This is a genomic window from Rhodococcus sp. CX, assembly GCF_015865005.1.
Classification (GTDB): domain Bacteria; phylum Actinomycetota; class Actinomycetes; order Mycobacteriales; family Mycobacteriaceae; genus Rhodococcus.
Genome location: NZ_JADZGH010000172.1, coordinates 4,138 through 6,684, shown reverse-complemented (window position 1 = coordinate 6,684; position 2,547 = coordinate 4,138). Strand labels below are relative to the sequence as shown.

General features: G+C 68.6%; 3 protein-coding genes. 2 read left to right on the top strand and 1 reads right to left on the bottom strand.

The window, feature by feature from the left end; genetic code table 11:
• Positions 1-262 precede the first annotated feature (262 nt).
• Positions 263-628, bottom strand: coding sequence for a helix-turn-helix transcriptional regulator (locus tag I0Q12_RS18255; protein ID WP_197253294.1), 366 nt, complete (start codon positions 626-628; stop codon positions 263-265).
• A 226-nt stretch (positions 629-854) separates the two neighbouring features.
• Here I0Q12_RS18255 and I0Q12_RS18250 point away from each other — a divergent pair, with 226 nt between their 5' ends.
• The gene (locus I0Q12_RS18250) at positions 855-1,286 is read left to right on the top strand and encodes an NfeD family protein (RefSeq protein ID WP_197253293.1); all 432 of its coding nucleotides are present in this window, start codon (positions 855-857) and stop codon (positions 1,284-1,286) included.
• A gap of 2 nt (positions 1,287-1,288) precedes the next feature.
• A complete protein-coding gene (locus tag I0Q12_RS18245) occupies positions 1,289-2,542 on the top strand; it encodes an SPFH domain-containing protein (protein ID WP_197253292.1) in 1,254 nt (417 codons plus the stop codon).
• Positions 2,543-2,547 lie beyond the last annotated feature (5 nt).

Genomic DNA, 2,547 nt, shown 5'->3' with positions numbered 1-2,547 from the left:
TGCCGGGGCCCGGGGGAAGGCGCGGAACGCGGGCAGATCGACGTGATGCGTTCCGCGCCTGGGTCATGGGCCCGGCGCTGCGGCCGTCAGGCTTCGCGGCGGCAGTTTCGTGCTACCGGTGGATCCGCGCGCGTCGTGGTCCTTGTCGCTCACCCTCATCGTCCGTTCGTGCAAGGTGTGTATTTAGGAATCATGCAAGGTATGAAGTTTAGAAAAACCGCAATCAGCGGGTGCGGGCTGCGCCGCGCCGAAGCTCGGCCGGTCAGCCTGCCGAGTTGCCCACCAGTGTCGGGGACTCCGGTTGGTCCTCGAGCAGCTCGGCCTGTCCCGCGACCACGCCCGTGAGGATCCCCCTGGCGATCTTCAACAGATCCGCGACCTGCGGCGAGGTCAACGTGTAGGAGACCGAGAGGCCCTCCCGCCTGGCCGTCACCAGTCCGGCGCGGCGCAGGATCGACAGCTGCTGGGACAGGTTCGCCGGTTCGATCCCGACCTCCGGCAGCATCTCCGAGACGGCGTGATCACGCTCGCTCAGCAGTTCGAGCACCCTGATCCGCGCCGGGTGCCCCAGTGTTTTGAAGAAGTCCGCCTTCATCTGGTACAGCGGTTGGCGCGCGTTCGTGGCCATGGCGCCTCCTGTGGTCTCCGTCGGCCGGCGGCTTCCGGTCGAGGGGTTCTCGTCCTCGTCGTGGGAACGCATTCGTGCACCCTCACGCTCGGCGGAATCATGCCATGCGGAAGAGCTATTTGCGAATCTTAGCAATTCGCCAATTGGCGTTGCTGCCGACGGTGCCCGCGAGGACCGCTCTGCCTGGGCGTCTGCCCCGGTGTCCGATTTGTGGTTCGATGGTGACGTGACGGCATTGATCTGGCTGATCGCGGGTGTGGCCCTCGCCGCAGCCGAGGCGCTGACCGGAGACTTCGTGCTGCTCATGCTCGGTGGCGCCGCCCTGGTGACCGCGGGCGTCTCGGCTGCGACGGACTTTCCCGTGTGGGCCGATGCCGTGGTGTTCGCGCTGTCCTCGCTGGTGCTGCTGCTCGGGGTTCGACCGGCGCTGCGCCGGCGCTATTCGGCTCCGCCCGCGCTGACCACGGGTGTCGACGCGCTGCCGGGCAAACATGCCCTCGTTCTCGAGCAGGTCGACGAGCATTCGGGCCGGGTGAAGATCGACGGTGAGGTCTGGACGGCGCGCCCGCTCGACGAAACCGCGGTGTACGAACCGGGAACCACTGTGACGGTGATGCAGATCGACGGCGCGACGGCCGTCGTATGGAGGGGTGTCTGACGATGGAAGCGTTGATCGTGCTCGCCGTCCTGGTGGCACTCGTGGTGCTGGTCGTGGTCAAGTCGGTCGCGTTGGTGCCGCAGGCCGAGGCCGCGGTGATCGAACGGCTGGGTCGCTACTACCGGACCGCGTCCGGACAGCTCACCTTCCTGGTGCCGTTCGTCGACCGGATCCGCGCGAAGGTCGACCTGCGCGAACGGGTCGTCTCGTTCCCGCCGCAGCCGGTGATCACCCAGGACAACCTGACGCTGAGCATCGACACCGTCGTGTACTTCCAGGTCACCAACCCGCAGGCAGCGGTCTACGAGATCAGCAACTACATCGCCGCGGTCGAGCAGCTGACGGTGACGACGCTGCGCAACGTCGTCGGTGGGATGACCCTCGAAGACACCCTGACCTCGCGCGACTCCATCAACGGTCAGCTTCGGGGCGTGCTCGACGAAGCGACCGGCCGGTGGGGGCTGCGGGTCGCCCGTGTCGAGCTGAAGAGCATCGATCCGCCGCCGTCGATCCAGGAATCGATGGAGAAGCAGATGAAGGCCGATCGCGAGAAGCGCGCGATGATCCTCACCGCCGAGGGTCACCGCGAGGCCGCGATCAAGACCGCCGAGGGCGACAAGCAGTCGCGGATCCTGTCGGCCGAGGGCGCCAAGCAGGCCGCGATTCTCGAGGCCGAGGCCGACCGCCAGTCCCGGATCCTGCGGGCCCAGGGCGATCGGGCCGCGAAGTATCTCGAGGCGCAGGGGCAGGCGAAGGCCATCGAGAAGGTGTTCGCGGCGATCAAGTCCGGTAGGCCGACGCCCGAACTGCTCGCGTACCAGTACCTGCAGACGCTGCCGCAGATGGCGCAGGGTGACGCGAACAAGGTGTGGCTGGTGCCCAGCGACTTCGGTGATGCGCTCAAGGGATTCGCGAAGACCCTCGGCGCGCCCGGCGACGACGGGGTCTTCCGCTTCGAGCCGACGGCCGTCGAGGAGGAACTGCCCCGGCCGGAGGACGACACCGCCGAGGTCGCCGACTGGTTCACCACCGCCCGCGACCCGGAGGTCGCGCAGGCGGTCGCCGAGGCCGAGGCCGTCGCGCGCAAGCCGGTCGAGCCGGCGGTGCGCACGAGCGGGGAACCGGCCGGAGGACCGGAGTTCGGCACGCCCGGGGCGCTGCCGGCGTCGGAGCAGTTCTCGGCCGGCTGGGTGCCGCCCGCAGCACCGGACCTCGCGCCTCCCGCGTCGGAGGAACCGCGGCACCGCCAGGACTGACCCCC